Source organism: Miltoncostaea oceani (genome assembly GCF_018141545.1).
Taxonomy (GTDB): domain Bacteria; phylum Actinomycetota; class Thermoleophilia; order Miltoncostaeales; family Miltoncostaeaceae; genus Miltoncostaea; species Miltoncostaea oceani.
This window is the reverse complement of record NZ_CP064356.1, coordinates 3,568,850-3,594,852: the sequence shown is the minus strand read 5'-3', so window position 1 is coordinate 3,594,852 and position 26,003 is coordinate 3,568,850. Positions and strand designations below refer to the sequence as shown.

28 protein-coding genes are annotated in these 26,003 nt (G+C 75.3%); 14 read left to right on the top strand and 14 right to left on the bottom strand.

What is annotated here, in order from left to right; genetic code table 11:
• Positions 1 to 98: 98 nt before the first annotated feature.
• The 5 genes from IU369_RS18310 to IU369_RS18290 are packed head-to-tail and all read right to left on the bottom strand — an operon-like array spanning position 99 to position 3,776.
• Entirely contained in the window at positions 99 to 608 is a 510-nt protein-coding gene (locus IU369_RS18310; RefSeq protein ID WP_217922423.1) for an MSMEG_0567/Sll0786 family nitrogen starvation N-acetyltransferase, read from the bottom strand.
• Positions 608 to 1,777, bottom strand: a complete 1,170-nt coding sequence (locus IU369_RS18305; protein WP_217922422.1) for an MSMEG_0568 family radical SAM protein — start codon at positions 1,775 to 1,777, stop codon at positions 608 to 610. The genes IU369_RS18310 and IU369_RS18305 overlap by 1 nt, the downstream gene beginning before the upstream one ends.
• Positions 1,774 to 2,637, bottom strand: a complete 864-nt coding sequence (locus IU369_RS18300) for an amidohydrolase family protein (protein ID WP_217922421.1) — start codon at positions 2,635 to 2,637, stop codon at positions 1,774 to 1,776. Before IU369_RS18300 ends, IU369_RS18305 begins: the two co-directional genes overlap by 4 nt.
• A 16-nt stretch (positions 2,638 to 2,653) precedes the next feature.
• The gene (locus IU369_RS18295; protein WP_217922420.1) at positions 2,654 to 3,280 is read right to left on the bottom strand and encodes a hypothetical protein; all 627 of its coding nucleotides are present in this window, start codon (positions 3,278 to 3,280) and stop codon (positions 2,654 to 2,656) included.
• Between the two features lie 28 nt (positions 3,281 to 3,308).
• Positions 3,309 to 3,776: an MSMEG_0572/Sll0783 family nitrogen starvation response protein gene (locus IU369_RS18290; RefSeq protein WP_343233258.1), complete on the bottom strand. Its 468-nt coding sequence runs from the start codon at positions 3,774 to 3,776 to the stop codon at positions 3,309 to 3,311.
• Positions 3,777 to 3,959: 183 nt separating this feature from the next.
• On the opposite strand from IU369_RS18290, the gene arcC reads away from it, so the two are divergent.
• Together arcC and IU369_RS18280 are read left to right on the top strand one after the other, a co-directional pair.
• Entirely contained in the window at positions 3,960 to 4,892 is a 933-nt protein-coding gene (gene arcC, locus IU369_RS18285; protein ID WP_217922418.1) for a carbamate kinase, read from the top strand.
• Positions 4,892 to 6,259 carry a pyridoxal phosphate-dependent aminotransferase gene (locus IU369_RS18280; protein WP_217922417.1) on the top strand — a complete coding sequence of 456 codons (1,368 nt, stop codon included), beginning with the start codon at positions 4,892 to 4,894 and terminating at the stop codon, positions 6,257 to 6,259. Before arcC ends, IU369_RS18280 begins: the two co-directional genes overlap by 1 nt.
• On the opposite strand, the gene IU369_RS18275 is transcribed toward IU369_RS18280, so the two are convergent.
• The gene (locus IU369_RS18275) at positions 6,256 to 7,089 is read right to left on the bottom strand and encodes a class I SAM-dependent methyltransferase (RefSeq protein ID WP_217922416.1); all 834 of its coding nucleotides are present in this window, start codon (positions 7,087 to 7,089) and stop codon (positions 6,256 to 6,258) included. The two genes, IU369_RS18280 and IU369_RS18275, sit on opposite strands and share 4 nt — an antisense overlap.
• A gap of 77 nt (positions 7,090 to 7,166) precedes the next feature.
• Between IU369_RS18275 and IU369_RS18270 the strand changes: the two genes are divergently transcribed.
• On the top strand, positions 7,167 to 7,796 hold the full coding sequence (locus tag IU369_RS18270; RefSeq protein ID WP_217922415.1) for a TetR/AcrR family transcriptional regulator: 630 nt from the start codon (positions 7,167 to 7,169) through the stop codon (positions 7,794 to 7,796).
• A 4-nt stretch (positions 7,797 to 7,800) separates the two neighbouring features.
• On the opposite strand, the gene IU369_RS18265 is transcribed toward IU369_RS18270, so the two are convergent.
• Complete coding sequence (locus IU369_RS18265) at positions 7,801 to 8,073, bottom strand: hypothetical protein (protein ID WP_217922414.1); 273 nt, start codon at positions 8,071 to 8,073, stop codon at positions 7,801 to 7,803.
• Between the two features lie 69 nt (positions 8,074 to 8,142).
• On the opposite strand from IU369_RS18265, the gene IU369_RS18260 reads away from it, so the two are divergent.
• The 7 genes from IU369_RS18260 to IU369_RS18230 are packed head-to-tail and all read left to right on the top strand — an operon-like array spanning position 8,143 to position 15,219.
• Positions 8,143 to 9,126, top strand: coding sequence for an LLM class flavin-dependent oxidoreductase (locus IU369_RS18260; protein ID WP_246551564.1), 984 nt, complete (start codon positions 8,143 to 8,145; stop codon positions 9,124 to 9,126).
• An 8-nt stretch (positions 9,127 to 9,134) separates the two neighbouring features.
• A complete protein-coding gene (locus IU369_RS18255; protein ID WP_217922412.1) occupies positions 9,135 to 10,361 on the top strand; it encodes an alanine racemase in 1,227 nt (408 codons plus the stop codon).
• On the top strand, positions 10,358 to 11,818 hold the full coding sequence (locus IU369_RS18250; protein ID WP_217922411.1) for an AllF/FdrA family protein: 1,461 nt from the start codon (positions 10,358 to 10,360) through the stop codon (positions 11,816 to 11,818). The genes IU369_RS18255 and IU369_RS18250 overlap by 4 nt, the downstream gene beginning before the upstream one ends.
• 11 nt (positions 11,819 to 11,829) lie before the next feature.
• Complete coding sequence (locus tag IU369_RS18245) at positions 11,830 to 12,981, top strand: MSMEG_0565 family glycosyltransferase (RefSeq protein ID WP_217922410.1); 1,152 nt, start codon at positions 11,830 to 11,832, stop codon at positions 12,979 to 12,981.
• 4 nt (positions 12,982 to 12,985) lie between these two features.
• The gene (locus IU369_RS18240; RefSeq protein ID WP_217922409.1) at positions 12,986 to 13,411 is read left to right on the top strand and encodes an OsmC family protein; all 426 of its coding nucleotides are present in this window, start codon (positions 12,986 to 12,988) and stop codon (positions 13,409 to 13,411) included.
• Positions 13,412 to 13,456: 45 nt separating this feature from the next.
• A complete protein-coding gene (locus tag IU369_RS18235) occupies positions 13,457 to 14,785 on the top strand; it encodes an FAD-dependent oxidoreductase (protein WP_217922408.1) in 1,329 nt (442 codons plus the stop codon).
• Positions 14,782 to 15,219 (top strand): hypothetical protein, encoded by a 438-nt coding sequence (locus tag IU369_RS18230; RefSeq protein ID WP_217922407.1) that lies wholly within the window; start codon positions 14,782 to 14,784, stop codon positions 15,217 to 15,219. The genes IU369_RS18235 and IU369_RS18230 overlap by 4 nt, the downstream gene beginning before the upstream one ends.
• A gap of 6 nt (positions 15,220 to 15,225) precedes the next feature.
• Here IU369_RS18230 and IU369_RS18225 read toward each other — a convergent pair whose 3' ends face one another.
• Positions 15,226 to 15,621, bottom strand: a complete 396-nt coding sequence (locus IU369_RS18225) for a hypothetical protein (protein WP_217922406.1) — start codon at positions 15,619 to 15,621, stop codon at positions 15,226 to 15,228.
• On the opposite strand from IU369_RS18225, the gene IU369_RS18220 reads away from it, so the two are divergent.
• The 3 genes from IU369_RS18220 (at position 15,595) to IU369_RS18210 (ending at position 19,318) form a co-directional block, all read left to right on the top strand.
• Complete coding sequence (locus IU369_RS18220) at positions 15,595 to 16,224, top strand: oxamate carbamoyltransferase subunit AllH family protein (protein ID WP_217922405.1); 630 nt, start codon at positions 15,595 to 15,597, stop codon at positions 16,222 to 16,224. The two genes, IU369_RS18225 and IU369_RS18220, sit on opposite strands and share 27 nt — an antisense overlap.
• Positions 16,225 to 16,310: 86 nt before the next feature.
• Positions 16,311 to 17,543, top strand: a complete 1,233-nt coding sequence (locus IU369_RS18215; protein ID WP_217922404.1) for a SpoIID/LytB domain-containing protein — start codon at positions 16,311 to 16,313, stop codon at positions 17,541 to 17,543.
• Positions 17,540 to 19,318 (top strand): hypothetical protein, encoded by a 1,779-nt coding sequence (locus IU369_RS18210; RefSeq protein ID WP_217922403.1) that lies wholly within the window; start codon positions 17,540 to 17,542, stop codon positions 19,316 to 19,318. Before IU369_RS18215 ends, IU369_RS18210 begins: the two co-directional genes overlap by 4 nt.
• On the opposite strand, the gene IU369_RS18205 is transcribed toward IU369_RS18210, so the two are convergent.
• From IU369_RS18205 to IU369_RS18185, 5 genes are read right to left on the bottom strand one after another with little or no spacing between them, the layout of a single operon-like run.
• Complete coding sequence (locus tag IU369_RS18205; protein ID WP_217922402.1) at positions 19,315 to 19,713, bottom strand: VOC family protein; 399 nt, start codon at positions 19,711 to 19,713, stop codon at positions 19,315 to 19,317. The genes IU369_RS18210 and IU369_RS18205 overlap by 4 nt on opposite strands.
• Complete coding sequence (locus IU369_RS18200) at positions 19,710 to 20,225, bottom strand: hypothetical protein (RefSeq protein ID WP_217922401.1); 516 nt, start codon at positions 20,223 to 20,225, stop codon at positions 19,710 to 19,712. Before IU369_RS18200 ends, IU369_RS18205 begins: the two co-directional genes overlap by 4 nt.
• Positions 20,222 to 20,920 (bottom strand): N-acetyltransferase, encoded by a 699-nt coding sequence (locus IU369_RS23685; protein ID WP_217922400.1) that lies wholly within the window; start codon positions 20,918 to 20,920, stop codon positions 20,222 to 20,224. The genes IU369_RS18200 and IU369_RS23685 overlap by 4 nt, the downstream gene beginning before the upstream one ends.
• A complete protein-coding gene (locus IU369_RS18190; protein WP_217922399.1) occupies positions 20,917 to 21,948 on the bottom strand; it encodes a Gfo/Idh/MocA family protein in 1,032 nt (343 codons plus the stop codon). The genes IU369_RS23685 and IU369_RS18190 overlap by 4 nt, the downstream gene beginning before the upstream one ends.
• Entirely contained in the window at positions 21,945 to 23,228 is a 1,284-nt protein-coding gene (locus IU369_RS18185) for a nucleotide sugar dehydrogenase (protein WP_217924392.1), read from the bottom strand. The genes IU369_RS18190 and IU369_RS18185 overlap by 4 nt, the downstream gene beginning before the upstream one ends.
• Before the next feature lie 163 nt (positions 23,229 to 23,391).
• Here IU369_RS18185 and IU369_RS18180 point away from each other — a divergent pair, with 163 nt between their 5' ends.
• Entirely contained in the window at positions 23,392 to 23,922 is a 531-nt protein-coding gene (locus tag IU369_RS18180; protein WP_217922398.1) for a hypothetical protein, read from the top strand.
• A gap of 31 nt (positions 23,923 to 23,953) precedes the next feature.
• Here the strand turns inward: IU369_RS18180 and IU369_RS18175 are convergent, their stop codons facing one another.
• Complete coding sequence (locus tag IU369_RS18175; protein ID WP_217922397.1) at positions 23,954 to 25,825, bottom strand: fibronectin type III domain-containing protein; 1,872 nt, start codon at positions 25,823 to 25,825, stop codon at positions 23,954 to 23,956.
• Between the last annotated feature and the right edge of the window lie 178 nt (positions 25,826 to 26,003).

Here is a 26,003-nt window from a genome sequence, read left to right as displayed (position 1 = left end):
AACGGGCCGCCGGCAGTGCCCGGGAACCTACGGAACGCGCGGGGCGGCGTCGAATCGGGGCGGTGCGGATCCCCCACCCGGGGGGCCCGCCGCGGGGCTCAGACCCCGTACGCCCAGGCGTAGCCGCCGGGGGCGAACCCCGGCTCGGCCCCGGCGAGGGCGATCTCCATCTCCTGGTGGGTCGTGCCCCGGAAGTCCGACTCGGCGCCGATGGCGCTCCAGCCGAGGCTGCCGAAGAACGGCACGTTGCGACGCTGGATGAGCGCGATCATGCGGGTGCCGCCGTGGCCCCCCGCCGTGGCGACCGCGAAGCGCACGAGGGGCGCGCCGACGCGGAGGCGGCGGGCGTCGCGCAGCACCGCCAGGCGGTCGCCCTTCCAGAGGCCCGCCTCGTCGAGGGGGTAGAGGCGCACCGCCCCCACGATCCGCCCGTCGACCTCGGCCACGACCTTCAGGGCGTGGTCGTCCCAGGCGTCGCGGTCGTCGTGCTCGAAGATCCCCTGCTCTGCGACGAAGACCTCCCGCCGCACGCGGTGGTGCGCGGCGACGTCCTCCGGGGAGCGGGCGACGCGGACGTCCACGCCCGCCCCCGCCCCCCGGTCGCCCATCAGGCGGCCTCCTCGGCCGGCTGCCCGTCGCGTCCGCCGCCGAACGCCCGCTCGAACGTGCTGAGCGCCGAGCATGCCTGGCAGCGCACGCAGCCCGCGCGGGCGCCCTGGCTGAGCATCTCGGCGTCGGCCAGCAGCGGCGCCACCATCTCGTAGACCTCGCGCATGTAGTCCACCGACGGCGGGGTCTCGTGCGCCACGATGCTCCCCGGCGCCGGCCGAAGCGGCACGACGAACGGGTAGACGCCCCGGTCGATCGCGGCCCGGCAGCCCTCCATCACCGACTGCGCCGACTCGCCGAGGCCGAGGATGAAGTACGTCGAGACCTGGCCGCGGCCGAAGACCTCGACCGCCGCCTCCCAGGCCGACAGGTAGAGCTCGCGTCCCTGGGCGTGCTTGCCCGGGGCGACGCGCCGCAGGACGTCCTCGTCCCAGACCTCGAGGTGCAGGCCGAGGGCCTCGACGCCGCTGTCCTTCAGCCGTGCGAACCAGCCGAAGTCGTGCGGCGGCTCGAGCTGCACCTGCACCGGCAGGCCGCTCGACTCGCGGATCGCCTCGGCGCACCGCGCCATGTAGGCCGCGCCCCGGTCGTCGCGGTTCGGCGTCCCCGTGGTGAGGGTCACGTCCTTCGCGCCGTCGAGCCGCGCGGCGGCCTCCGCCACCTCCGCGAGCAGCGCCGGCGTCTTCACCGGCACCGTCCGGCCGTTCGCGAGGCTCGTGCCGATGGCGCAGAAGTGGCACTGCTCGTCGGTGCCCCAGTAGACGCACCGCTGGAACACCGTCGACGCGAGGCTGTCGAGGTGCATCAGGGCGATCTTCCAGTACGGCACCCCGTCGGCCGTCTCCAGGTCGTAGATCCGGGGGCGCGGGTGCAGGTGCACCGGGCCGATCTCGACGCCGTCGCGCAGCAGCCGCCCCGCCTTGCCCGAGCTGTGCATGACCAGCTCGTACGGGGACCGCGACACGTAGTCGCCGTGCACGGGGACGGTCAGCGGGGCGCCGTCGATCCAGACGAAGCCGGCGTCCGACGGGCCGGCGCCGCCCGCCCGGGTCGCGCCGGGCCCCGTGGGGGTCCCGCCGCGGGTCCGGACGCCGAGCGACTGCAGCTCGACGGCGAGCGTCTTGATGTCGAACCCGGTGTCCGACGGCGGGATCCGGGTCGTGCTCACCAGTGCTTCTCGTGGAGCTTCGTGAAGTTGTCCACCAGGACCATCCTCTTCAGCTCCTCGGAGACGGGGGCGCCCTCGATCTTCCAGTACTCGCTCATGAAGTCGGACCACGGCTCGTCGGACCCGAAGAGGACGCGGTCGCCGCCGATCCCCTGCTTCTCGATCTCGACGAGCAGCCAGCGGGCCCCGAACCCGATCGCCCACGAGGTGTCGGTGTAGACCTTGTAGCCGTCCTTCACCCACTGCAGGAACTTCGGCACCAGCTTGATGTGGCCGCTGACGCCGCCGCCGAAGTGGACGAGGTGGATCTTGCAGCGCTTCCCGTAGGCCTCGACCATCGGGATGAAGTTGTTGATGTCGCTGTTGCCGCCGGCCGACGTGTGGAAGTGGAAGACGTAGTCGTGCTTCTCGCAGGCGTCGAAGCACATGTCGGCGATCGCCTTGGTCTCCTCGTCCCACTCCTCGGGGTTGGGGTTGCCCCCCAGCAGGAACGTCGTCTTCAGGCCGATGATCCCGGCCTCGCCGCAGTGCTTCAGGGCCTCGAGGGTGTGCTCCTTGTCCCGCGGCAGGAACGACACCCACAGCAGTCCGCGGATGCGGTCGCTGCTCGTCGCGGCCTCCATCACCACGGGGTTCAGGGAGAAGGGCTGCTCGGGCTTCGGGATCCCGTAGTTCGACATGCAGAGGCTGCGCTCGATGCCGTACCGGTCCATGTACTTGAGGTAGTCCTTCGCCCGCGGGAAGTCGTAGACGATCGGCTTCACGGGATGGTCGATGCCGTAGAACGGCCAGGCCTCGATCTCGCCGATGTGGGCGTGGCCGTCGACCACGTTGCGCTTCATTCCTTCGGGCAGGGACACGTCGGGTCTCCCGTCGTCAGCTGGTCAGGAGGGATTCGCGGAGCGCCGCCGCCGCCGCGCGCCACTCGTCGGGGTCGGAGAACTCGCGCCGGGGCGCGATCGGCTCGGCGTCGAGCGCCTCGCCGGTGCCGGGGTCGAGCGCGATCCCCTCCAGGGCGTAGCGCGGCGTCATGGTGTCGGGGTCCATCGCGGTCGAGACCGCGACGGCCCGCCCCGTGGACACCGACATCTCGACGCGCCGGTAGGGCGGCCAGAGCTCGCGCTCCCCCTCCGCCCAGATCACGGCGGTGGTCTCCCCGGCCGCGCGGGCCCGCCGTATCGCGGCCCCCGTCCTCTCGGACGAGGCGCGCATCGACAGCTCGCGCGCCCGCACCTGGTATGCGGCGTCGCGCACCAGGTCGAGGTCGATCTCGGGCGACAGCTCCACGGTCCGCACCCCCGCCGCCCGCAGCTCGTCGTCACGCCCCGCGGTGCGGAACGTGATGACGAGGGCGTCGAGGTCGGGGACCGTGGAGAGATGGTCCGCGAGGGCGCGCACGACGCCGACCACGGCCTCGTAGAGGTCGGGACGGACGGTGGCGACGGGGTAGAGGCGCTCCTCTCCCTGCCGCCACCGCCTGAGGATGTCGTCGCGATCGCTCACGGGAGCGGCATCGCCCGCCGTGGACCGGCTAGACCGTCCAGGTGTTCAGCTGGAAGGCCTTGTTCCGCCACGCGGTGAGCGCGGAGTCGAGCACGTCCAGCGGGTTGAAGGCCTTGACCCCGGGGATCAGGTCGTCCTCGCGGAAGCCGTAGAGGGCGCCCATGGCGAAGCGACACGCGTAGATCGTCGCCCCCTCGGACATGAGGGTCTTCAGCTGGTTGTTGATCGCCATGTGACCCGGGAAGGCCTCCTGGCCGACGGCCGGGTACCCGCGGGTGCCCGACGCCATCAGCACGCCCGGCCCGTAGAGCACCAGGCTGACCTTGAAACCCTTGCGGCCCAGGCGCGTCGCCGTGAGCAGGTTGACGAGCCCCACCGAACCCTCGTAGGGCACGGTGTGCATGAAGATCCATGCCTCCTCGCCAGGCTCGGCCTTGATGTCGGGGAAGACCTTCTCCGCGACGTCGTAGAGCTCCTGGCCGGCCTCGGGCTTCATTCCCTCGATCTTCGCCACGTTCGCTCCTCCCGGAGAAATGGCACTGCCGGCGTCGTCCACGCGATCCGATTGGACGACACCGCCGATTCGGAAGGTAGGATCCTCTCCCGCGGGCCCTCTTGGCGCAACCTCCCGAACGCCGAACCGGTCTGGTGGTTCCATGTACACGAGGAGGTAGAGGCGATGGCGACGGTCGTGCTGGCCATCGGTGGCAACGCTCTCGCACCCGCGGGCCTCGGTGCCTTCCGGGACCAGGAGGAGCGGGCCCGCGAGGTCGCGCGCACCGCGGTGGCGATCCTCGCGAACGGCGACCGCCTGCTGATCGTCCACGGCAACGGCCCCCAGGTCGGGGCGCTCGCGATGGCCCAGGAGGCCGTCGCGCGGGAGGTCCCGCCGCAACCGCTCTTCGCGCTCGGCGCGATGACCCAGGGCCAGCTCGGCTACCTCCTCTCCCAGGCCGTCGGCGACGCGATGGTCGCCGCGGGACGGGAGCGCACGGTCGCGGCGGTGATGACCCAGGTGGTCGTGAACCGCGACGACCCCGCCTTCGAGAACCCGACGAAGCCGATCGGCCCGTTCTTCTCGGAGGGCCGGGCGCGGCGGCTCGCCGAGTCGCGCGGGTGGACGGTGGCCGAGGACTCGGGGCGCGGCTGGCGGCGGGTCGTCGCGTCGCCGACGCCGGTCGAGGTGGTCGAGGCCGGGGAGATCCGGAGCCTGCTCGACGCGGGGGAGGTCGTCGTCGCGTGTGGGGGCGGCGGGGTCCCCGTCGCCCGCGACGGGGAGGACCTCGTCGGCGTCGACGCCGTGATCGACAAGGACTTCGCCGCGGCGCTGATCGGCGCGCTCGTCGGCGCCGACGCCCTGCTGCTGGTGACGGGCGTGGACCAGGTCCTCCTCGACTTCGGCACGCCGCAGGAGCGTCCCGTCGCGACGATGACCGTCGCCGAGGCGCGGGCCCACATGGCCGACGGCCAGTTCCCCGCGGGCAGCATGGGGCCGAAGATCGAGGCGGCCGCCCAGTTCATCGCGGGGGGCGGGTCGAGCGCCATCGTCACGTCGCTCGAGCGCGTCGCCGAGGCCCTCGCCGGCCGCGGCGGCACCCGGATCACGCCCTGATGGCGCGCGCCCGGTCGGTGCTGACGTGGCGCCCCCCGGCCCCCGCCGACGTGCCGCTCGCATCGGAGCGCGCCCGCGCGGTGCTCGCCGACCCCCAGGGGTTCGGCAACTACATGACCTACCGCGACGCCTACCGGATCCTCGGGTGGGACCCTGCCGACGTGTACCGGGACGGGGCGATCGCCCTCGACCGGGCCGAGTGGGCCGACCTCGGCTGGATGGCGAACCACATCGGCCCGTCGCCGCGCGCCCTCGACGCGATGCGCGGGGCGGTCGACGCGGAGCACGTCGGCCCGTACTCGCCCGACCTCGACGAGCCGCTGCGCGACCTCATGGCCACCCGGCTGCTCGGCCGCGCCCGCGACGACGGGTTCGACGTCATCGGCACCGAGGGCGCGCAGGCGGGGGTCGGCTACGCGGCGCTCGCCTGCATCGACCCCGGCGACGAGGTGATCGTCACCGACCCCGGCTACTTCCACTTCGTCCCGGCGCTGCGCCTCGCGGGAGGCGTGCCGGTGTGGGTCGACCTGGCGGCCTCGTCGGGGTGGCGGCTCGACCCGGACGCCGTCGCGGCCGCCCTCACGCCGCGGACGAAGATGATCGTCGTCTGCGACCCGGTGAACCCGTTCGGGACGGTGCAGCGCCGCGACGAGCTCGACGCCCTGCTCGCCCTGTCGGAGGAGCACGGCATCGTGATCCTCGCCGACACCACCCACTCGTCGCACCGCGTCGACCCCGCCGCCCGCCACCACCCCGTCGCCGACGTGCAGCGCGGCCGGCCCGGCGCCACGCTCCTCGTGTCGAGCGGCCTCGCCCACGGGCACGGCATGGCCGGCGCGCGCATCGGCGCCCTCGGCGGCGACCCGGCCCTCGTCCGCGCGTGCCTGCAGGTCAAGATCGCCGCGGTCCGCCTCAACACGAACCGCGTCGCGCAGGTCGGCGCGGCCGCGGCCCTCGTCGACGACGCGTGGCTGCGGGGCGGCGAGGAGGTCATCCGGGGCAACCTCGCCCGGCTGCGGGCCATCGCCACCCCGGTCATCGACCCGTCCTACGGGTTCTCGTGCGTCGTCGACGTCTCCGGCACCGGGGCGAGCGCCCAGGAGCTGACCGTCGCGCTCTGCGCCCGCCACATCGCGGTCTACCCCGGCGACGGCCTCGGCGACGTCGGTGCGACCACCACCATCCGCGTGAACCTGAGCGACCCCGACCCGTCCGCCCTCGAGCGCCTGGCGGGCGCGTGGGACGACGCGTGCGCCGAGGCCGCGAGCGGCGTGTACCGGGAGGCGGTCCGGGACCTGTTCCTCTCGTACGGCACCGCCCGCGGCCGGCGCATCGCCGACGTGGTCGCCGCGGGGACCGGGCGCTAGTGCGCGGTCCGGGTCGCCACGACCTCGAGGTACTCCGCCGGGATGGCGACGGGCCCGTCGCCGCCGAGGCGGTCGAAGCGGCGCACCAGGTCGCCGATCTCGCCGGCGAGCGCCCGCCCGCCCTCGTCGGTCAGCGTCCCGAAGGCGGTGCGCGTCGGGCCGTACATCTCGCGGAAGAACCCCGTGAAGGCCTCCGGCGAGTCGAAGCGGAACACCTGGTGGCGTCGGCGCGTCCGCACGTCCTCGACGCCCGCCCCGAACAGCGTGCGCACGTGGTCCTCGGTGCCCCAGAGCAGCGGCGACGCCACCCCGGCGGGCGGCGGCACGTGCGCGCCGACGGTCCGCAGGAGGCCGCCGATGAAGCCGTCCGGCGTCCAGTTGGCGATCGCGATCGTGCCGCCCGGCCGGCAGACGCGCAGCATCTCGGCGGCGACGGTGGCCTGGTCGGGGGCGAACATCACGCCGACGGCGGAGATCACGGCGTCGAACGACGCGTCGGTGAACGGCAGCGCCTGGGCGTCGCCCTCCACGTACTCGACCTCCAGGCCCTCCGCCCGGGCGCGCTCGCGACCGCGCTCCAGCAGCGACGGCACGTAGTCGAGGGAGACGACATCGGCGCCGCAGCGCGCCGCGGCGAGGGCGGTGTTGCCGCTGCCGCCGGCGACGTCGAGCACGCGGCTGCCGGAGCGCAGGTCGGCGGAGTCGGCGAGGCGCTCGGAGATCAGGGTGATCCGCGCCGCGACGGCGGAGTAGTCGCCGCCCGACCAGACGGTCTGCTGGCGCCGCGTGATCGCGGCGTAGTCCGGCGCGGACGGTGCGGTGGTTCCCATCACGATCCTCCTCGTAGATGGCACGATCGTTCGTGCACGGCCGCTACAGTACGAACGGTCGTGCTAAGTTGTCAATAGTGGAATCGGAGACGACCCCCGGGCGCCGCCGCCGCTCCGACGGCGAGCGCAGCCGGCGCGCCATCCTGATGACGGCGGCGCGCCTCGCCACGGTCGAGGGCCTCGACGGGTTGACCATCGGCCGCCTCGCCACCGCCACCGGCATGAGCAAGAGCGGCCTGTTCGCCCACTTCGGGTCGAAGGAGGAGCTGCAGCTCGCCACGATCGCGACGGCCGAGGAGATCTTCCAGGAGGACGTCCTCGCGCCGTCCCTCGAGGTCGAGGGCGTCGCCCGCGTCGAGCGCCTCTGCGAGAGCTTCCTCTCCCACGTCGGGCGCGACGTCTTCCCCGGCGGCTGCTTCTTCGCGTCGGCGCTCGCCGAGCTCGACACCCGCCCGGGGCGCGTCCGCGAGCGCGTGGTCGCCGTCCAGCGGGCGTGGACGGCGCTCATCGAGGACGCCCTCGCGACCGCCCGCGAGCGGGGGGAGATCGACGCCGACGCCGACCCCGCCCAGCTCACGTTCGAGATCAACGCGATGCTGGCGGAGGCGAACGGCCTGCACCTCGTCGAGCGCGACCCCCGCTGGTTCGACATGGCACGCCGCGCGATCGCCGACCGGCTGGACCGCGTGGCGGTCGCCGCGCCGTGACCGCTCACGTGTCGAAGAGCGTCTCCTGGGCCGGTCCCGGCGTGTCGCCGCCGCCGTCGCCCGGCTCGAACCGGGCCGAGATCTCGCGGGCGCCGTCGTCGAACACGGACCGGCCGTCCACGTGGGAGCGCTCCACGGCGCCGGGGTGGATGCCCGTCACGAGCTGCGCGAGCACCGCCCGCTCGGTGCCCGGCGCCGGCGCGGGCGTGACCTCGAACGCGTCGCGGCTGGTGGCCGCGGGCGATCGCGTCTCGATGACCACCCTCCAGTGCCCCATCTGGCCCCCCCGGCCGCCCTCCTCGACGGTGAGCCTAGCGCCGCACCCCCGTCTAGGATCCCCCGGGTGATGGAGCTCGGCTGGTACTGCCCCTCGGAGGGTGACGGGCGACGGCTCGGCACCCGCGCGCCCGAGCTGGCGCCCACCATCGACCACCTCGCCTCCGTGGCCCTCGCCGCCGAGCGCGCCGGGGCCACCGAGATCCTCATCCCGACCGGGACGGTGAACGACTCGTTCGCCCCGGACGCCCCGTTCATGGAGAGCTGGACGACCGCGGCCGCGCTGGCGGTGCTCACCCGCCGCATCCGCCTGCTCGTCGCCGTCAACCCGGCCGCCCTGCTGCCGGGGCTCGTCGCCCACCAGGTGCGGACCCTCGCCGCGATCGCCCCCGGCCGGGTGGCGGTCAACCTCGTCGCGGGCGGCGGCCCCGACACGGGGTACGGGGCGCCGCCGCTCGACCACGACGCCCGCTACGCGCGGCTCGGGGAGCTCGCCGACACCCTCCGCGGCGCCTTCGACGGCCCGCTCTACCTGGGCGGCGCCAGCCCGGCGGCGCTCGACCTGGCGGCGCGGGTCGCCGACACGTACCTGATGTGGGGCGAGCCGCCCGACGCGATCGCCGCCCGGATCGCCGACATGCGGGCGCGTGCGGGGCGGCCGATGCGCTTCGGCCTGCGGATCCACCTGATCTCCCGCGACACCGAGCGCGAGGCGCGCGCCGCCGCCGCCCGGCTGGTGGAGCGGGCCGAGGTGCGCGACGCCCGCGCCGGCGAGTACGCGGCGTTCGACAGCGTCGGCCAGGCCCGCATGAACGAGATCGACGCCGACGGCGACGGCTGGGTGGCGCCGGGCCTCTGGGCCGGCATCCGGTCCGTCCGCGGCGGCGCCGGCACGGCCCTCGTCGGCGCCCACGCCCAGGTCGCGGCGCTGCTGCGGGCGTACCGCGCGGCCGGGGTCGACCTCGTCATCGGGTCGGGCTACCCCCACCGCGAGGAGGCCGAGCGGGTCGCCACGCGGGTCTGGCCGCTGCTGCGCGACCGGGCGGCGGCATGATCCGCGCCGTGCCCGACGGACCCCCCGGGGACCCCGCCGGCCTGGCCGCGCGCTTCGGCACCCCCCTCTACGTGTTCGACGGCGCCCGCATGGAGCGCGAGGCGCGGGCGTTCCAGGCCGTCGCCGGCCCGGACGTGACCGTCGCCTACTCGATGAAGTCGAACCCGCTGATGGGCGTCGTCGCTCGCCTGCACCGCGCCGGGTGCGGCGCGGAGGTCGCGTCCGGCCACGAGTACCGGATCGCCCGCCGCGCCGGCGTCCCCGGGTCGCGGATCGTCTTCAACGGGCCGCTCAAGACCGACGACGACCTGCGCCGCGCCCTCGCCGAGGGCGCGACCGTCGTCGCCGACGGGGTCGAGCAGGTGCGTGCCATCGCCGGCCTCGCCCACCTCGCGGCGCCCGGGGCCCGGGTCGGCCTGCGCCTCATCCCGCCCGACCGGGTCGGCCGCGACCGCTTCGGGGTGCCGCCGCGCCTCGCGCCGGCCTCCGCCGCGCTGCTCGCGCGCGCCGGCCTGCCGCTCACCGGTCTGCACATCCACCTCGGCGCCTACCAGCTCGGCCCGCTGCCGCCGACCGGCCCGCCGATCCACGGCGTGACCGTCGAGTACCCGGTGCCGGTGGAGCGCTTCGCCGCGGCGGGGGCGCTCCTGCGCGACGTCGCCGCGCGCGTCGGCGGCATCCGGTGGCTCGACCTCGGCGGGGGCTGGCCGGCCGCGTCGGCGCTGTCCGGCCACCTCGACGCCGTGCGCGCCGCGCTCGGCCCCGGCCACCCGCCGCTGATCCTCGAACCCGGCCGCGCGCTCATCCGCGACGCCGGCTGGTTGCTGACCCGTGTCGTCGCGAAGAGGGGGAGGGGAAGACTCGTGGTGGACGTCGGCATCACCCAGGTCCCGTGTGTCCAGTGGAAGCGCTCGCCGGTGCGGGTCGCCGCGCCGCGCCCGGGGGCCGAGCGCCCCACCGACCTCTACGGGCCGCTCTGCCTGCAGCACGACGCGGTCGCCCGGGAGGTGCCGCTGCCGCCGCTCGCGGTCGGCGACCTCGTGTGGATCGGCCAGACCGGCGCCTACGCGATGGCGCAGGCCTCCCCGTTCATCCACCTGCGCCCCGGCGCGGTGCTCGTCGAGGCGGGCCGCGCGACCCTGCTCCGCGCCCGCGAGACCGACGACGAGGCGCTCGGCGCGCAGGCGGAGCCGTTGCTCGCCGGCACCGAGGGCCGCGTGGTGTCGGGCCTGTGAGCGTCGTCCGGGTCCGCGGCGGCCGCTGGGCCGACAGCGCGAAGATGATGGCCGCGGCCCGCGCCGCGGAGTCCGCCGACGGCGTCACCCGCGCCCTCTGCTTCATGGGCACGCCGGCGAACCGCGAGGAGGCCGCGGGCTTCGGCATCACCGACCCCGCGATCGACGCCGCCGGCCCCGACGACCTGGTGATCGCCGTGCTCGGCGAGGGCGCCGAGCAGGGCGCGGACGCCGCCGAGGAGGTCCTCGACCGCGCGCCGGGCGCGACCGCCACCGGCGGACCGGCCGTCCGCGGCCCCCGGAGCCTCGCGTCCGCGTCCGCCGACGTCGCGGTCGTCTCGGTCCCCGGGGAGTACGCGGCGCTCGAGGCGCACAAGGCCCTCGGCGCCGGCATGGACGTCCTGCTCTTCAGCGACGGGGTCACCGTCGCCGACGAGGTCGCCCTGAAGACCCGGGCCCACGACCTCGGCCTGCTCGTCATGGGACCGGGCGCCGGGACGGCGATCATCGACGGCGTCGCCCTCGGCTTCGCGAACGTGGTGGCCCGCGGGTCGGTGGGCGTCGTCGCCGCGGCCGGCACCGGGGCCCAGGAGGTCACGGTGCTCCTCGACCGGGCGGGGGCGGGGGTGAGCCGCTGCTACGGCACCGGCGGGCGCGACCTCAAGGACGACGTCGGCGCGGTCACCGCCCTCGACGCCATCGCCCGCCTCGCCGCCGACCCCGGCACCGACGTCATCCTCTGCGTCTCGAAGCCCCCGTCCCCGGCCGTCGCCGGGCGGGTGCTGCGGGCGCTGGCGGAGTGCGGCACCCCCGCCGTGGCGTGCATGGTCGGCGGCGGGGTCGACCCCGTCGACGGCGTCGCGCTCGCCGGGACCCTCGAGGAGGCCGCCCTGATCGCCGCGGGCCTCGCGGGGCACCCGGCGTCCCCCGTCCCGCCGCCGCGCGCCGGCTGGGTGTCGGGCGGCGACGTCCGCGGCCTGTTCTCCGGCGGCACCCTCTGCTCCGAGGCCGCGGCGATCCTCGCGGAGCGCCTCGGCACCGTCCGCACCAACGCCCCCGCCGGGCGGGCCCGGCCGCTCGAGGGCGAACCCCGCGGACACGCCTGCATCGACCTCGGGGAGGAGGAGTACACCCGCGGCCGGCCCCACCCCATGATCGACCCCGCCGCCCGCGCGGAGCGCCTCGCGATCGACGCGGCCGACCCCGACGTGGGCGTCCTGCTGCTCGACGTGGTGCTCGGGTACTCGAGCCACGACGACCCGGCGGGCGTGCTGGCGCCCGTGATCCGCGAGGCCCTCGCCGCCCGGCCCCAGCTCGCGGTCGTCGCGTACGTCCTCGGCACCGAGGCCGACCCCCAGGTCCGCTCGCGCCAGGAGGCCGTGCTCGCCGACGCCGGCGTCCGGCTCGCGCCGACCAACGCCGCCGCCGCGCGGCTCGCCGCGGCGCTCGCCGGGTGAGGGTCCGGTTGGTGACGTACTCGACCAAGCCGCGCGGCGGGGTCGTCCACGCCCTCAGCCTCGCCGAGGCCCTCGGCGACCGCGGCCACGACGTCGAGCTGTGGGCCCTCTCCGCCGACGGCGCGCGCTTCTTCCGCGAGCCGCGCGTGCCGGTCCGCCTCGTGCCGGTCGACCGCCGTCCCGGGGAGGACGTCGAGCCCCGCATCCTGCGCTACGCGGCGACGCTCGCCGAGGGCATGCGCGCCGCGGGACCCGCCGACATCCACCACAGCGAGGACTGCCTGTCGGCGCGCTCCCTCCTCGCCCTCCGCGCCGAGGGGCGCGTCCCGCACGTCGTGCGCACCGTCCACCACGTCGACGACTTCGCCAGCCCGGTGCTCGCCGAGTGCCAGCGCGCCTCGATCGAGGACGTCGACCACCGCGTCTGCGTCAGCGCGCACTGGGCGGACGTGCTGCGGCGCGACCACGGCGTCACGGCGCGCGTCATCTCGAACGGCGTCGACGGCCGGCGGTTCGCGGACTGCCCCCTCGACCGCGCCGCGGCGGGCGAGCACCTCGGCTGGGACGGGCGCCCCACGGTCCTCGCGATCGGCGGGATCGAGCCGCGCAAGGGCAGCCGGGCCCTGCTCGCCGCGTTCGCGCGGGCCCGCGCCGGCATCGGCGCCGGCGCCCTGCTCGCCATCGCCGGCGGCGAGACCCTCTTCGACTACGCCGACTACCGGGACGCCTGGGAGCGCGACGCCCACGACCTCGGGCTGGTCGTCCACCGCGGCCCCGGACCCCCCGTCGGCGCCGACGTCGCGGTGCTCGGCCCGATCGCCGACGGGGAGATGCCGGCGCTGATGCGCGCCGCCGACGTCTTCGCCTTCCCCTCCGAGCGCGAGGGCTTCGGCCTCGTCGTGCTCGAGGCGCAGGCGGCGGGGCTGCCGTGCGTGGTCAGCGACCTCCCCGTGCTCCGCGAGTTCCTCGCCGACGGCCGCGACTGCCGCATGACGCCGGTCGGGGACGTCGACGCGCTCGCCGCCGCCCTCGTCGAGGTCGTGCACGACGGCGACCTGCGCGCCCGGCTCGCGGCGGGGGGACGGGACACCGCCGCCCGCTTCAGCTGGGACCGCGCCGCCGCCGCCCACGAGGCCCTCTACGACGAGATCGCGGCGGCCTGAGCCGGTGCCCGTCGCCGACGACCACGAGTACGCCGTGTGGACCGCCGAGTGGCGGGGCGGCATGGCGACCGACGTCGCGGGACGCGGCCACCGCCTGCGGGTCGACGAGCCGGAGGAGTTCGGTGGCGAGGACACCGGACCCATGCCGACGGAGGTGCTCGTCGCGGCCCTCGCGTCCTGCTTCTGCCTCGCGGTCGCGTGGGCGGCGCGCAAGCGGCGCATCCCCCTCGACGACCTGCGGGTCAGCGTGCGCCCCACCCGCGCCCCCGGCGAGCCCCGCCACGGGCGCTACGACGTCTGGGTGGAGTCCTCCACCCCCGCCGCCGACCTCGCGCCCGCGGTGGACCTGGCGAAGCGCTACTGCTGGGTCACGAACACCATCCAGTCACCCCCGGAGATCCACTACCACCTGGGGGAGCCGGTCGGGTAGCCTCGCGGCTCCCCGAACCAGCCCGCCCCACGACGAGGAGAGCGAATGCCCCAGCGCATCTGCGTGATCGGAGGCGGCGCCGCGGGGATCAGCGCGGCGTCGATGGCCAAACGGACGAACCCCGAGGCGACGGTCGTCGTCTGCACCGAGTTCGAGGACGTCGCGTACTCGCCGTGCGGCATCCCGTACGTCCTCGGCCGTGAGATCCCGGACTTCGAGCGCCTGTTCCTCGCCGGGCCCGAGAACTACGAGCAGGCCGGCATCGACCTGCGGCGCGAGACCGTCGTCACCGACGTCGACGTCGCGAACCGGACGATGACCGCGAACGGCGACGTGCTGCCGTGGGACACGCTGATCGTCTGCACGGGCTGGAACTACCTGCTGCCCGACGTCCCCGGCAACGACCTGACGGGGCTGACCTTCGTCAAGAACATCCGCCGCGGCATCGAGCTGAACGAGACGCTCAACGACGTGAAGAAGGCCGTCGTGCTCGAGGCGGGGCCGCTCGGCGTCGAGATGCTGACGGCGCTCGCCCACCGCGGCATCGAGACCCACCTCGTCGACGAGAACGCGTGGCTGCTCGCCCAGGTCGCCGACCCGGAGATCGCGGAGCCGGTGCAGCAGAGCCTCGCCGACCTCGGCTGCCACCTGCACTTCGGGGTCGGCCTCACCGGCTTCGTCGGCACCGGCGGCCGCCTGACCGGGGTCGACACCACCGACGGCGTCATCGACGCCGACATCTGCGTGATCGCGACCCACAAGGAGCCGGAGACCACGATCGGCCGGCGGATGGGCCTGAAGGTCGGCTCGACGGGCGCGTTCACGGTCGACGAGCGCATGCGCACCTCGGTCGAGGGCGTCTACGCCGCGGGCGACTGCGTCGAGGTGCCCCAGAGCCTGACCGGCGTCGCCGTGCAGGGCCTGACGGGTTCCCACGCGATGCAGCAGGGCCGCGTCGCGGGCGCCAACGCCGGCGGCGGTAACCGCCGGTACGACCCGGTGAACATCCCGTGGGGGATGGTCGGCGGGCAGGTCCAGATCGGCGGCGCGAGCTTCGGCGAGCACCTCGCCACGTCGCTCGGCATCCCGTACGTCGTCGGCACCGCCAACGGCATCAGCCGCGCCCGCTACTTCCCGGGCGTCCAGCAGGTGCGGGTCAAGCTGCTCGCCGAGCCCGGCACGGGGCGGCTCATCGGCGGCCAGTTCGTCGGCGGCGAGGGCATCAAGGAGCGCGCCGACTTCCTCGCGTTCGCCCTCAAGCGCGGCGCGACCCTCGAGGACATCGCCTGGATGGAGAACGTCTACTCGCCGCCGATCGGGGCGCTCTACGAGCCGCTGTCGGTCGCGGCCCAGAACGGGCTGGCGCAGCTGTGAGCCACCTCGACGACCGGATCCCCGAGTCGGTCCGCGAGTACTTCGGCCACGACAAGGTCGCCCACAGGGGACGCGGCGGCCTGCCCGCCGCCCCGCCGGCGCCCCCCGGGTCGACGGCCCGCGCCGCCGGCGAGAACGCCGTCCGCGACGGCCTGCAGAAGGCCGGCACCCCCGGCCGCCGCCCCGGCGACCACCCGGCGGTGGTCGCGCCACGCCCCGGCCTGCCGCGCCTCATGCGGGCGGGCGGCGAGCGGGCGTTGTTCCAGGAGTCGATGCGCCGCCTCGGCCCCGCCGCGGGGGCGCCGCCGCCGCACGCGACGGCGGGCTGGTTCTGGGCGCGGGTGTTCGCGCCCGTCTACGCCCGCATCCCGTGGGGGATCAAGCGGCGGATGGTGTCCCGGGCGTCCGGGGTGAAGGGGTGGCGGAGCCGGTAGCGGCCGTCAGCCGCGTCCGCCCGCGGGCTCCGTGGTGAAGGAGTCCGTGGGCAGGCCCGGCCCGGCGAGGCCGGTGTCGAGCACGTACTCGCGGTCGTCCGCCTCGTCGCGGAGGTGCACGACGTGGCAGGGCAGCCCGATCTCCGACCGCTCCGAGTACGCGATCACCACGAACGTGGTCTCGTGGGCGGTCCGGTGACGGGTCAGCCGGCAGGCCCCCATCCCCAGATCCTCGCGGTGCTGGACGACGAACGGGCCGATGACCACGGTCTGGACGATCCGGGTGCCGGGCGGCGGGACGATCCACACGTCGTCGCCCGCGCCGTGTCGCGGGAGGTCGCCGTGCGGCTCGACGGGCCGCGGCGCCTGCCGGTCGTGGGCGTCGCCCGCGGGGCGGTTCACCTCGACCTCGACGGGTTCGTGGTGTCGCTGACGGCCCCCGGGGTGCCGTGGCTGCCGAACGGCGTCGCGCTCGGCCGGCTGCCCCCCGCCCCGGTCGTGCGGTGGGACCCCGCCGACCCGCCGCTCTGGGACCCCGTCGTGCCGCCCCTGGCGGGTGGCCCCGCGGCGTTCGCGGCGTTCGCGGCGTGGCTCCTGCCGCGGGTCGCCCCGCCGGACGTCCCGCTCGCCTCCGCGGCGGGGCGCCTCGTCGGGCGCGGCCCGGGTCTCACCCCCGAGGGCGACGACGTGCTCGCGGGCGCGGCGGCGGGCCTGCGGGCCCTCGGACCCGCGGCGGGCCTCGCCGCCGGGCGCATCGACGCGCTCGCCCGGTCGCTGTGCCCGCCGGACGTGCGGACCCGGACGGGGGCGCTGTCGGCCACCCTCCTCCTGCTCGCCGCGTCCCGCGGCACGGCGCCCGAGCCGGTCCACCGGCTGATCGCCGCGGGCGACCGCGACGCCGCGCTGGCCGACCTGCGCCGGCTCGGGGCGTCGACCGGTGGCGCGGTGGCCACAGGGATCGCGCTGGCGGCGCGGTACCTGGAGACGGTCACCTCCGGAGCCTAGTCGGGCGGCCGGCGACCCGGTGGCGTCGTCCCCGGGCGACCGCCCCGGTAACGTGCTCCGGGGCCCCGGCCGATGGGCCCCCGACGATGACGACCTCCCGCCCCCTCATCCCCCTCGCCCTCACCGCCGCCGCGCTCGCGCTGGCCGGCGCCGCGACGGCGGGCGCCCAGACCACGACGACGCCCGTGCCGCCGGGCGGCGACGCGGCGTTCACGTTCGAGGGCCGCGGCTGGGGGCACGGGGTGGGGCTCTCCCAGTACGGCGCGCGCGGCCGCGCCCTCGCCGGGTGGGACGCGGGGCGGATCCTGAAGCACTACTACCAGGGCGTCTCGCTGACGGTGGTGAAGCGCCGCAGCGTGCGGGTGCTGCTGTCCACGACCCGCACGTCGGCCGCGGTGACGAGCGCGACCCCGTGGCGTGCGATCGGCGCCCGGCCGAACGGCGTCCGCACCACCCGCCTGCAGGCGGGCGCCACCTACCGGCTCGCCACGCTGCCCGACGGGCGGCTGGTCCTGACGCGCGGCCCGCGGCGGGTCGCGGTGTTCACGAAGGACGTGCGGTTCCAGGCGCCGGGCCGCGACGGCGTCGTCTCGTGGGGCGCCCGCCGCCCCGAGGCGGCGCGGACCTACCGCGGCGGCCTGCGCGCGCTGCCGGGGTCCGGCGGCTTCTCGCTGGTGAACGTCGTCGGCCTGGAGGACTACCTCAAGGGCGTCGTCCCGCGGGAGATGCCGGCGAGCTGGGGGGACGACGCCCCCGCCGCCCTCGTCGCCCAGGCCGTCGCGGCGCGCACCTACGCCCTCGCGACGATGTCGCCGACCGCCACCTACGACGTCTTCGACGACACCCGCAGCCAGGTGTACGGCGGGCGCTCCGGCGAGGACCCGCGCACCAGCGCCGCCGTCGACGCCACCCGCGGCACCGTGCTGACGTACGATGGGCAGGTCATCACGGCGTTCTTCTTCTCGACGTCCGGTGGCCGCACCGAGGACGTCCAGAACGTCTTCCGCGGGAGCGGCCCGAAGCCCTACCTGGTGAGCGTGCCCGACCCCTTCGACCGCATCTCGCCCTACCACCGGTGGCCCGACCCGCCGACGCTCAGCGGCGCCCGGCTCGGCCGGCTGCTCGGCCTGGACGGACCGGTCACGGACGTCACGGTGGTGCGCCGCGGGACCTCCCCCCGGGTGATCGAGGCGCGGATCACCACGGCCTCCGGCCGCCGGTCGACGGTCAGCGGGTCCACGCTCCGTTCGTCGCTCGGCCTGCGCGACACGTGGTTCACGGTGACCCGCACGCCCGTCGCCGGCCCGGCCTCCCGGTGAGGCTCCGCCGCCCGGCCGCCCTCGCCGCGCTGGCGCTCGTCGCCGGCCTCGGCGCCACCGCCGGCCCGGCCGCCGCGGCCGACCCGATCCTCCCGCTCTCCGACGTCGTGCCCGGCATGGTCGGGGAGGCCCGCACCGTCGTGCGCGGCACCGACATCGTCACGTTCACCGTGACCGTCATCGACGTCCAGCGCTCCACCGACGGGCCGGGCGGCTCGCTGGTGCTGGTGCGGGCGAGCGGTCCCGTGATCGACGCCACCGGCGGCGTCGCGGAGGGCATGAGCGGCAGCCCCGTCTACGTCACCGGCGCCGACGGCGTCGCCCGCGTGATGGGCGCCGTCGCCTACGGCACCGGCGACCAGGAGAACGTCGTCGTCGGGGTCACCCCCATCGAGCAGATGATCGACTCCTCGTCGGGGCAGCGCGCCAACGAGGTCGCCCCCCGCGCCGACCGCCGGGTCACCCTCGTCGGCGACCGCGCCGCCGCGCGGGCGCTGGAGCGCCGCAGCCCGGGCCGCGTCGGGGCCTACCCGCTCGCGCGGTGGACCGTGGCGGGCGCCTCCCGTCCCCTGATCGCCCCGCTCGCCGCCGAGCTCCGCCGCTCCGGCGTGCAGCTCACGTCGCTCGGTCCGCGCACGCCCCGTCCGCCGACGCCCCTCGTGCCGGGGTCGTCCATGACGGCGCTGCTCGCCGGCGGCGACATCACCCTCGGCGCGATCGGCACCGTCACCTACGTCGACGGCGCCACGGTCCTCGGCTTCGGGCACCCGTTCCTCGGGGCGGGCCGCACCCGCTTCCTGCTCGGCGACGGCTACGTCTACCAGACGATCGCGGCGCCGATCGTCGGCGGCAGCTACAAGCTCGCCGAGCCGGGGACCCTGCAGGGCATGGTCGTCGGCGACCGCTCCGACGGCGTCACCGGGCGCATCGGCCCTGTCGAGGGCATCGCCGCGACGGGCACGGCGACCGACACGGGGCGCGGCACCACCAGCACGGTCCGCGCGACCCTCGCGCCCGACGACCGCACCGCGCCGATCATGGCGGGCCTGATCCAGGACGAACCCGCCGTGCGCGTGCGCGACGGCCTCGGCGGCGGCACCCTCACCGTGCGCGTCACGGTCCGGAGTCCCGCGCTGACGGCGCCGGTCACCTACCGCAACGTCTACGCGTCGGCGGGCGACGTGATCACCCTCGCGAGCGGCCAGGCGCCCCGCGTCATGGCGATCCTGATGCAGAACGGCGTCCGCTCCCTGCCGATCGCGTCGCTGGACGTCCGCCAGACGCTCGAGCCGCGGGTGCGGGCGGCCCGCATCACCGGGGCCTCCGTCCGGCCCCGCACCCTCCGCGCCGGGGGCCGCGCCGTGCTGGCGCTGCGGCTGCAGCCGTGGCGGGGGACGGCCCGCACGGTGCGCCTGCCCTTCCGCGTCCCGGGGGAGCTCGACGGCGCCGGCCCCACCGGCCTGCGCGTCGTCCCGAACTCCTCCGGCGGCTTCGACCCGTTCCCCGCCGACCTCACGCAGGACCTCGGCGCGTCGGCGGGCGTCGCGGCGCGCACCGGCGCCGTCCGCGCGGCGGAGCGGTTCGCCGCCCGCGCACCCGGCCCGCGCCTGGCGAAGGTGCTCTCCGGCCTCGAGCGCGTCACCGACGACCGCAACGACGCCGTCCGCATCCTCCTGCCGGGCGACGACGCCGACGACCCGTCGACCGGCGTGACGCTCGGGGTGCCGTACGTCGTCTACGGCGGACGCGCCGGCGTCCGCGTGCGGGTCCGCTAGCCGGACGTCCCGCCGGCGTCGCCCGGCAGGATCTCGACCAGCTCGACGAGGTTGCCGAGCGGGTCACGGACGAAGACCCGTTCACGGCCGAGGATGCGCGCCCCGGGCGGGCGGTAGTCGATGCCCGCCGCGTCGAGCCGCGCGCAGACGGCGCGGAGGTCGTCGAACTCGAGGCACGTGTGGTGCACCCGCTGCGGGTCGGGGGTGATCTCGTGCGGCACGAAGTGCAGCTCGACCCCGGCGTCGGCGGTGGCGAACCAGATCCACCCGAGGTGGGCGACCTCGGGGGGGACGGGCATCTCGTCGAGCCCGAGCACCCCGCCGTAGAAGGCCCGCACCTGCGCGCCCTCGCCCGGTGGGAACGTGACGGCGACGTGCTGCAGGCGCGCCGTCACGGGACGTCCGCCACGTCGAGGATCGCCTCGGCGCGGTCCAGCGCCGCCCGCGCCGCCGCCTCGGGGGTGTCGGCGATCTCCAGCACCCACGCGTCGCCCGGCAGCCCGCCGACGAACAGGTACCAGCCGCCGGTGTCGTGTGCGCGGGGCCCATCGACGTAGAGGGCGGGGTGGCGGGCGAGGAGCGCGGTGACGCGGTCCTCGTCGCCGGCGGGGAGCGGTGCGCCGCGGGGCGCCGCGAGCGTCGTGGCGAACTCCTCCAGCACCGCGATCCACGGCTCCCCGTCGCGGGTGCGGCCGCTGAACGCGGCGACGGCCTCCGCCATCGTGGGCCACAGGGGCGCCGGGTCGCCCGGACCCGCCGACGCCACCCACCCGCAGAGGTGCTCCGCGACGTGCACGCGCGTGCCGTCGGGCAGGTCGAGCGCGAGGAGGCGGGATCCCGGCCGGCTCAGGTCCGTGACGGTCACGCGACCGTCGGGGGCCTCGAGCGCGAGCCGGCGCCGGGTCATGCCGGCTCGACCATCTCCTCGGGCGGCACGTCGCGCCACACCTGCGCGGGCAGCCCGGCGACGAGCTTGCCCCCGGGGACGTCCCGGGTGACGAGGGCGCCGGCGGCGACGAACGCCTCGGGACCGATCTCGATGCCGGGGAGGATCACGACGCCGCCGCCGACGCGGGCGCCGCGGCGGATGATCGCGCCCTTGATCAGGGCGTGGCGGGCGTCGGTGCGGCCCATGAAGTTGTCGTTCGTCGTCGTCACGCACGGGGCGATGAAGACGTGGTCCTCGAGCTCCGAGTACGCGGTGATGTACGAGTTGCTCTGGATCTTGGTGAACGCACCGATCGGGACGTCGTTCTCGACGCACACCCCGCGGCCGACGACGACGCCCTCGCCGAGGGTGCAGCGCTCCCGCACCGAGGCCTGGTCGCCGATGATCACGTCCGGTCCGAGCACCGTCCCGGCGTAGACGACGGCGCCGCTGCAGATCGCGGCGCCCGCGCCGATCTCGAGCGGGGCGAGCGGCTCCTTCTTCTTGCTGGTGGACCGCTTGCTGAGCTTCGGCTGCTTGCCGAGGACGACGTTGTCCTGGATGACGCAGCCGTCCCCGATGCGGGTGCCGGCGTGGATGACGACGTTCGCGCCGATCTCGACGTCCTCGCCGATGACGACGTCCTCGCCGAGGACCAGGTTCTCACGGCTCACGCGATCGCTCCTCCGGCCTCGAGGGCCACGGGTCGTCCCGAGTCGGCCAGGGACCGGCTCATCGCTTCGAGCACCTCCACCACCGTCGCGCCCGCCGGGCCGTCCGAGGGCGTCGGCTGGCGGTCCCGCACGGCGCGCACGAAGCGCTCGCAGACGATCCGCAGCGGCTCGGCCGCGGGGATCTTCGGGATGTGGATGTCCCCGGACCGGACCTGGATGTACTCGCCGTAGGTCTCGGTGCGGGGGATGGGGCCCTTGTCGTAGACGGTCACCTTGCGCTCGGTCTCCATGTCGTCGAAGACGACCATCCGCTCCGAGCCGATCACCGTCATCTTGCGCATCTTGTGGGGGTCGAGCCAGCTGAGGTGGAGGTGGCCGATGACGCCGGAGGGGAACCGGATGCGACCGAAGACGACGTCCTCCACGCCGGGCTGCAGGTAGCTCTCGCCCGTCGCCGACACCTCGGAGGGGCGCTCCCCGACGAGGTGCAGCATCACGGAGATGTCGTGGGGCCCGAGGCTCCAGAGGGCGTTCTCGTCGGGCCGCACGATGCCGAGGTTCTGCCGGTTGCCGTAGAGGTAGAACACCTGGCCGAGGCGGCCCTCGTCGACGAGCTCCTTCACCTTCGCCACGGCGGGGTGGTAGACGAGCAGGTGGTCGACCATCAGCACGCGGCCGCCGGCGTCGGCGAGGGCGGCGAGGGCGTTGGCGTCCTCGCCGGTGAGGGCGAGGGGCTTCTCGACGAAGGCGTCCTTGCCGGCCTCGAGCACGCGGCGCGCGAGGGGCGCGTGCGTCGGGACGGGCGTGGCGACGACGACGGCGTCGAGGTCGTCGTCGCGCAGCAGGTCGTCGAGGTCCGTCGTGAACGTGCTGCCCGGGTAGGCGGCGCGGTGACGGTCGAGGACGGCCTCGTCGCGGTCGCAGACCCACGCGAGGCGGCACCCCTCCAGCCGGTCGAAGTTGCGGGCGAGGTTCGGGCCCCAGTAGTTCATCCCGACAACGCCGACGTTCACGGGGCGCTCGCTCACAGGCGCCAGACCTTTCCGTCGGTCTCGGGGACCACGTTGCGCAGGTCCACGACGAGGGGCGCCTCGCGGACGACCATGTCCCAGTCGATGCCGGCGTGCGCCGTCACGACCACCGTCACGTCGCTGCGTCGCAGGGTCTCGGCGTCGAGGGGGACGCTCCGCAGGCCCTGCTTGGCGAGCCCCTCGACGTGGGGGTCGTGGTAGGTCACGTCGGCGCCGTCAGCGCGCAGCAGCTCGATGATCCGCAGCGACGGGCTCTCGCGGGTGTCGTTGACGTCGGCCTTGTAGGAGACGCCGATCAGCAGCACGCGGCTGCCGTTCAGCGCCTTGCGGTGGCTGTTCAGCGCCCGCCCGACCTTGGTGACGCAGAACTGCGGCATCTGCGAGTTGATCTTGCCGGCGAGCTCGATGAACTCGGTGTGCAGGTCGTACTCGCGGGCCTTCCACGTGAGGTAGAAGGGGTCGATCGGGATGCAGTGGCCGCCGAGGCCGGGGCCGGGCCGGAACGGCATGTAGCCGAACGGCTTCGTCGCCGCGGCGTCGATGACGTCCCAGACGTCGATGCCCATCCGGTCGCAGAGCATCGCCAGCTCGTTGACGAGGGCGATGTTGACGCTGCGGAAGATGTTCTCGAGCAGCTTGGTGAGCTCGGCGACCTCGGGGCCGGAGACCGGCACGATCGTCTCGCAGGCGAGCGCGTAGAGCTCGACGGCGCGGCTCGTGCACTCCGGCGTCAGTCCCCCGACGACCTTCGGGGTCGTCGCCGTGGTCCAGTCGGTGCGGCCCGGGTCGACGCGCTCCGGGGAGAACGCGAGGTGGAAGTCGCGGCCGGCGCGCAGGCCGGAGCGCTCCAGGACGGGGGCGACCTCGTCGCGGGTCGTGCCCGGGTAGGTGGTGCTCTCGAGCACCACCAGGTGGCCGGGGCGCAGGCGCTGGGCGAGGCTCTCGCAGGCGCCGAGCACGGCCGACAGGTCGGGCTCCCGGTGCTCGGTGAGCGGCGTCGGCAGGCAGATGATGATCGCGTCGACGGCGCGGAGCTCGTCCCACGACGTGGTGGCGCGGACGAGCCCGCCCTCCACGAGGGGGGCGAGGCGGTCCGACGGGACGTCGGCGATGTACGACACGCCGCCGTTGATCGTGTCGACCTTCGACTGGATGGCGTCGAGGCCGAGCACGCTGACGCCCGCCTCGGCGAAGGTGGCGGCGAGCGGCAGCCCGACGTAGCCGAGGCCGACGATGCCGACCCGGGGCGCGGCGGAGGTCAGGGGCGCGTGTGCGATCCGGGGATCGCGTGGTGCGGGAGGAGGTGAATCACCGACGGGCTACTCTACGGATTCGCCGACCCGTTCGAAAGGATCGCCGCTGAGGCCGGAAAGCCTGCTCGCCGGCCTGCCCCGCCTGGTGCGCGTCGCCGACGAGACGCGCTGGCGCGGTCAGGCGTCCGTGGCCACCGCGCTGGTCATCGCGCTGTTCTGGACCACGACGTGGTTGCTGGGCGAGCCGGTGCGCGAGGGCGCGACCGCCCTCGCCGCCCTCGTGGCGGCCCTCCCGCCCCTGTTGCTGGCCGCCCCGTCGGGGGCGCGCCGCATCCGGGAGAGCCTCGACCGGGCCGTCCCGCCGCCCCGCGCGACGGTGCACGAGACCCTCGCGAGCACCCGCGACCGGCGGATGCGCCTCGCGGGGATCGTCCTGACGGGCGTCATCGCGATGCTGATCTTCGACCGCTTCACCGGGGGCGGCGGCCTGATGGCCGGCCTCCTCGCCGGGGCGCTCGGGTCGCTCGGCGCGATCGACTGGATCGCGTCCAGGGCCTGGGACGCGGCGGAGCGCGAGCGCGAGACCCGGGTCTTCGTCGTCATCCGCCCCGACGCCCTGTCGCCGCGGATCGGCGCGACCGAGGTCTACGAGACGCCCCGGCCCGGCCCGGAGCGCTCCGGGGTGCTCGAGCCGAGCCCGTTCGACCTCGACGTCTGACCCGCGGGTCGGACGTCGAGGTCGGACGGGCTCAGCGCCGGGCGGCCCGGGCGGCGGCGATCTTGCGGGCCCGCGCCTGCTTCTGCTTGAGCTTGATCACCTTGGAGCTGGCGACGCAGAAGTTGCTGACGCCGACGGGCTTCGGGGTGAACGCCCGGCCCGTGTACGGCCAGACGCGCCAGACGTAGCAGGTGCCGGGGGTGAGCTTGGCGCGGGGCGCCCGCATCTGGAGGCCGCGGGGGAACACCGAGAGCACCTTGCGGATCTTCGGGGCGCTGCCGCGGCGCTTGACGACGCGGAAGACCTGCAGGTTGTAGAGCTTGGTGCCCTTCGGGCCGCGGGTCCAGCGCAGCACGGGGGCCCGGGTCGGCACGACCTGGCCGGCCTTCGGCTTGAGGCGGACGGCGTTCTGGCGGGGCAGCACCGTGATGTTGCCGCTGGACGGCGCGGGCGCCGGCGTCAGCGGGGCGAGCATCGTGAACGGCTCGACGGCCGGGGCCGACACGTTGCCGGCGGCGTCGATCTGCTGGAGCTGGAAGCTGTAGGCGCCGTCGGGGAACGTCGGCAGCGTCACGCTCGTCGCCGGGGTGTCGCTGACGGGGATGACGGCGTTGCCGGCGGCGTCGAGGACGACCCAGCGCGAGTAGGCGCCGGCCTCGGTCTCCCACGTGAAGACGGGCTCCGAGATAGCCGGGAACGGCGGGCGGACCAGGATCCCGGGCGGCGGCGGGGGCGTCGTGTCGACCTTGAAGGAGCGGGTCGCCTCGGCGCTCTCGCGCCCGGCCTGCGTCACCTGGGAGACGCGGAAGGTGTAGTCGCCGTCGGGGAGGTTCTGGATCGTGGCCTCGGTGGCGGGGCCGCCGCCCAGGCGCAGCGGGTTCTGCGCGCCGGCGAGGGTGACGTCCCAGAGGTAGGTCTGCTCCGTGCCGTTCCAGGAGAAGGTCGGCGACGAGACCTTCGTCGGCGCGGCCGGGCCGCCGGTGATCGTCGGCGCGGCGGGGACGGTCGGGTCGATCGTCAGCGTCTGGCGGTTCGAGGCCCGCGAGTTGCCGGCGACGTCGAAGGTCACGACGCGCCACTCGAAGGCGGTCCGCACCGGCAGGTCGGGGGTCGAGGCGGCGCGCCGGCCGGACGGGTCGCCGACGGCGGGGTTCGCCACGTCGTCGTTCATCGTCGTCCAGTCGTCCTCGTCGAGCAGGCGCCACTGCAGCTCGTAGCGGGCGATGCCGGAGCGCTCGTCGAGGCCGCGGGTCCAGCTGAAGAGGGGCTCCTCGGCGACGAGGGCCTGCGGGCCGGGCGAGAGCGGCTGGCCGTAGGTGGTCGGCGCACCCGGGTTCGGCCGCGTCGCGTCGAAGTTGAAGGCGGGGAGCGGGAAGGACGCGGAGTTGCCGGCCGCGTCGACCGCGCTGACCGAGCGGGCCCCGGCGCCGAACGCGCCGTCCTCGCTCCAGGTCACGTCGGGACAGCTGACGGGGCCGCCGCCCTCGTCCGAGCAGGTGACGTCGATCGTGAGCGACCGGTACCAGCCCGCGGCGTTCGGCGTGCCGGACAGGACGGCGCTGACGGTCGGGGCGGTGTAGTCCGGCAGGATCGGCAGGGTCGCGTACGGGCCGATGGCGCCGCCGTCGAGCAGCGCGGCGACGCGGAAGTAGCGGTCGCTCTCCGCGACGGCGACGGTGCCGCCGGGGGTGACCGGGGTCGCGGGGGTGGCGCCGGGGTCGGCGGTGGCCCCGCCGACGTAGCCCACGATCGACTCGCCGTCGGCGGGCTCCGGCGTGCCCCAGTTGAACACCCACGGCGCGGTCTGGTTGCGCGGCGACGACGTGCCGACGCCCGGCGGCTCGGTCACCCCGAGGGCGGAGGCCGCGAAGGCGAGGCATCCGATGCCGGCGAGGGCCGCCATCGTCCGGAACCTGCGTCGGGTGGTCGTTCGGGAGGTCTGCACGGTCACCGCGTCACCTTGTCGCTGCGTGGTCCCGGGACGGATCCCACCCGGGAGATACCGGCGGATTCTATGCCGGTCGCCCGCCCCTGGCGACCGGTCGCCGCTGGACGAAGGTATAGAGCGCCGGCCCCGACCG

Coding starts and splice junctions, on each gene's coding strand:
- IU369_RS18310 (WP_217922423.1), bottom strand. CDS start 608: ATGGGCGACCGGGGGGCGGGGGCGGGCGTGGACGTCCGCGTCGCCCGC.
- IU369_RS18290 (WP_343233258.1), bottom strand. CDS start 3,776: ATGAAGCCCGAGGCCGGCCAGGAGCTCTACGACGTCGCGGAGAAGGTC.
- arcC (WP_217922418.1), top strand. CDS start 3,960: ATGGCGACGGTCGTGCTGGCCATCGGTGGCAACGCTCTCGCACCCGCG.
- IU369_RS18280 (WP_217922417.1), top strand. CDS start 4,892: ATGGCGCGCGCCCGGTCGGTGCTGACGTGGCGCCCCCCGGCCCCCGCC.
- IU369_RS18275 (WP_217922416.1), bottom strand. CDS start 7,089: ATGGGAACCACCGCACCGTCCGCGCCGGACTACGCCGCGATCACGCGG.
- IU369_RS18265 (WP_217922414.1), bottom strand. CDS start 8,073: ATGGGGCACTGGAGGGTGGTCATCGAGACGCGATCGCCCGCGGCCACC.
- IU369_RS18260 (WP_246551564.1), top strand. CDS start 8,143: ATGGAGCTCGGCTGGTACTGCCCCTCGGAGGGTGACGGGCGACGGCTC.
- IU369_RS18235 (WP_217922408.1), top strand. CDS start 13,457: ATGCCCCAGCGCATCTGCGTGATCGGAGGCGGCGCCGCGGGGATCAGC.
- IU369_RS18215 (WP_217922404.1), top strand. CDS start 16,311: ATGACGACCTCCCGCCCCCTCATCCCCCTCGCCCTCACCGCCGCCGCG.
- IU369_RS18200 (WP_217922401.1), bottom strand. CDS start 20,225: ATGACCCGGCGCCGGCTCGCGCTCGAGGCCCCCGACGGTCGCGTGACC.
- IU369_RS18175 (WP_217922397.1), bottom strand. CDS start 25,825: ATGGCGGCCCTCGCCGGCATCGGATGCCTCGCCTTCGCGGCCTCCGCC.